The organism is Armatimonadota bacterium (assembly GCA_035527535.1).
Lineage (GTDB): Bacteria > Armatimonadota > Hebobacteria.
Map to the genome: position 1 here is coordinate 1 of DATLAK010000085.1, position 2943 is coordinate 2943.

General features: G+C 67.2%; 7 protein-coding genes. All 7 read right to left on the bottom strand.

Going from position 1 to position 2943, the window contains the following annotated elements; genetic code table 11:
• The coding region (locus tag VM221_06035; protein ID HUT74375.1) for a hypothetical protein at window positions 1-237 on the bottom strand (237 nt) is incomplete at its 3' end.
• A 3-nt stretch (window positions 238-240) separates the two neighbouring features.
• On the bottom strand, window positions 241-492 hold the full coding sequence (locus tag VM221_06040; GenBank protein HUT74376.1) for a hypothetical protein: 252 nt from the start codon (window positions 490-492) through the stop codon (window positions 241-243).
• Between the two features lie 433 nt (window positions 493-925).
• Window positions 926-1186 carry a hypothetical protein gene (locus tag VM221_06045; protein HUT74377.1) on the bottom strand — a complete coding sequence of 87 codons (261 nt, stop codon included), beginning with the start codon at window positions 1184-1186 and terminating at the stop codon, window positions 926-928.
• An 80-nt stretch (window positions 1187-1266) separates the two neighbouring features.
• Complete coding sequence (locus tag VM221_06050; GenBank protein ID HUT74378.1) at window positions 1267-1581, bottom strand: hypothetical protein; 315 nt, start codon at window positions 1579-1581, stop codon at window positions 1267-1269.
• A 73-nt stretch (window positions 1582-1654) separates the two neighbouring features.
• On the bottom strand, window positions 1655-1885 hold the full coding sequence (locus VM221_06055; GenBank protein ID HUT74379.1) for a hypothetical protein: 231 nt from the start codon (window positions 1883-1885) through the stop codon (window positions 1655-1657).
• 97 nt (window positions 1886-1982) lie between these two features.
• Entirely contained in the window at window positions 1983-2603 is a 621-nt protein-coding gene (locus VM221_06060) for a hypothetical protein (protein HUT74380.1), read from the bottom strand.
• A 27-nt stretch (window positions 2604-2630) separates the two neighbouring features.
• The coding region (locus VM221_06065; protein ID HUT74381.1) for a hypothetical protein at window positions 2631-2943 on the bottom strand (313 nt) is incomplete at its 5' end.

Below are 2943 nucleotides of genomic sequence, written 5' to 3' on the forward strand. Positions count from 1 at the left end.
GTCGCGCACCTGGATCAGCGCCTCGCCTGTGGACCAATAGGTGCCCTGGACGATCCAGCGGGCATGCTCGCGCATGCTGTCCAGTGAGCGCAAGGCATCACTAGGCATCGCGTCGACGGTGCGCGGGCGGGACAGACCATCAGGGCAAGCCTCACGCGGCCCCAGGTGGCCACTGTCTGTGCGGTAGACAACGCGCCGATCGTGCGGCGCGTACTGCTCAAATGATCGTTTGGCCATGGGTCAGGCGTCCAGCGCGAACAGCGCTACGGTGTAGGGGCTGCGCGCAAGCGCGCGGGCATTGGCTACCACGCTGGCCACGAACCGCGCGCCGATCGCGTGGTCGCTGGTGTGGTGCTCGTCTGGGATGAAAGCGAGCGCTTGGCGCAGAGCGCGTGAGCTCACGAAGTGCGGACTATCCGCGGCGATCTCGGGGCGGAGGATCGCCACTTCGATAAGTGCGTCAAGCACGCTGGTCTGTTCCTGGTCGGTCATGGTCTGGGCTCTCAGGCTTGGGCGGCGGCGGTCCGCGCGCAGCGGGTGTTGGCGGGGCGGGCGGCTTGGCCGGTCAGCAGCAGGGCGACGGTGAGAAGCGCTGCGAGGGTTTTGGTACCGGCCACAGAGGGAAGGTATCCGAAGGGCCGGCGGCCGTCCACTGAAATCGACCGACTTGGGCGATTTATTTCGTGGGCGCGGTCTCCGCCGCCGTATTGAGCGCGATGATGTGCGCCGTCAGCGCGTCCTGACCTCCTGCGCAATGCGCGTGACACGCCGTGATGACGTGGCAGCTCCTGCACGAGCGGTCGTCCTTGTGGCCGAACCAGTGCGCCTTGCAGGTGGCCAGCGCGCGGTCACTGAGTTGGGGTCGGGAGTTCACACCTTCAAAGCCCCGCGGGTGGGTCCGCGGGGCTGGGTTGAAGGACGGGGCCTAGGCGGCCATCGCTACCTGGGCGAACGCTTCCATTTTCATGGTCCACGACTCCAGCTCGCGCGCGGTGCGCTCCGTGGTGACGGCGGCATGAGCGCCCTTGATCCCCGTGCGGCTGGCCAGCGCCGAGAACGCCGCATCCCCGGGGATCGAGCCCTCGTCGTGGGCCAGGACCATGTGGACCAGGGTAGCGTCGTTGGCGGGCGCGAGCGAAAGGAGGTAGTCAAGAAAGGCGGAGGGCGAGGCGGTCGGGGTGGACATGGGAGAAGTATACAGGCGCCGCGGTTATTTACTAGGGGTATCGGGAGATATCTGCGATTTATTTTCACGCGGCCTATGCGCTACTCGACCTCCAGCGCGAAGCCGGTCTCGTGGCACTCCGCGGCGGCGGCGCAGATCGCAGCCTTGATCGCTTTGCCGTTGCGCGTGTTGGGGAGCTTGTCCCCTGAGCGGTAGCCAAAGATGCGCATGCCCACGGCGTGGAACGCGCCGCCGTCGGTGGTCCGCCGGGTGATGAGCCAAGCGCGCACGCTCTTGTCCTCGGGGAACTGGGGCGCGATCGCGCCGAACCCTGCCAGGTCCATGATGAGCTGCGCGGCCTCGCGGGCGTCGGTGACGGTCTCGGCGGCGGCTTCGGACTGGTCGGGGGTGGCCATGAGTTATTGATACCAGGGGGACGCGGGGATTACTAGGGGTATCGGCGAAAAACCTGAGAAAAGAAACGCGGGCTTAGCGCGTGATGAAAGGGGTGTTGAGCAGGAACGCGGGACGGGGGGCGGCCCAGGTGGCGAAGTTCGCGTTCAGCGCGGCGCGGGAGACGCGCGGCATGCCGTGCGCCGAGCGGCGGGCGCGCAGGTAGGAGTGCAGGGTGCCGCCGACAAGCTCGATAAGCGCAAACTCCGCGTTGAGCGCGAGGTCGGGGCTGATGGCAAGGATGGCGGCGGGGCTGAGGTTCTCCATGGCCAAACTGTTATCCCATACAGCGGGCGCGCTTACTAGGGGTATCGGCAAGAAACTTCAGAAAAGAATCGTGCCAACCTCGAGATCCGGCGCGCTCCTACTCTGTGAGCGGGCACACGCCACTACCTGCGCACACGTCGCACCCTGCCCAGTAATCCGTGTGGCCGGGCCCGTTCTCGAACCGGCCCCGCTCGCCTGAGCAGGCCCTGCACGGGGGCGCCGCCGGTAGCGCATCCGCGAGGGTCACGCCGTGTTCGGCGTCGTCCGGGGCCTCGGCTGCCCGTGCTGCGTAGGCCGCCGCGCCCGGAAGGGCCGCCGCCTGGCCTTCGACGATCACGCTGGAACCGCCTCCTATCCCGTGGTGCCCGCTGCCGTAGGCGACTACGCCGATCGTTCGCAGCTGCCGGGCCAGCGCGTCGGCCTGCGCGGCGGTCGATGTTGTCACACTGAAGCTCTCCCCAGCGCGCGCGCGCGCGGCGTAGGCGGCGACGGTGTGATCGGCGGCGTCCGGCGTAGCGGAGTAGATCGCCGCGGGTCCAGGCCCGCGCGCCTCTGCCAACTCCGCGCGTAACGCGGCAACGTCGGTCTCCAGCTGGCTGGCCTCCGCGATCGACGTGGCCAACATGCGTTGGCACGTTTTTAGCATAGACTGGCAGGCGGCAAGCGCGCATATGAGCACGGCCTCGCGCTCCTTGGGGGTAGGTGTTTTGATGGTCATTATCTTGCCTCTATTGGATCCTACAGGTCAGGCTACCGAGTAGCAGCCACCCTCATCGGCGATGATCGCGCCGGAGTTGGCGAGCGCGCGGAGCGCGAAGCACAGGTGGCTCTTGCCTTGGCGGGTCCAGGTGTCGCCCGACGCGTCGGTGATTTTTGAGGCCATGTCCGCGCAGATCTCGACCAGCTCCAGGATCTGGAGTTGTGGCGCGGTTAGCGCGTGGGTGTCGATCTCAAACGCGCCTTGCTCTTCCCCGAGCACGAAGCGGGGGGCGGCGAGTAGGGCTGCGGCGAGTTGGGCTGCGGTGCGGGGCTCCATGCCTGAACAATACAGGGCAGCC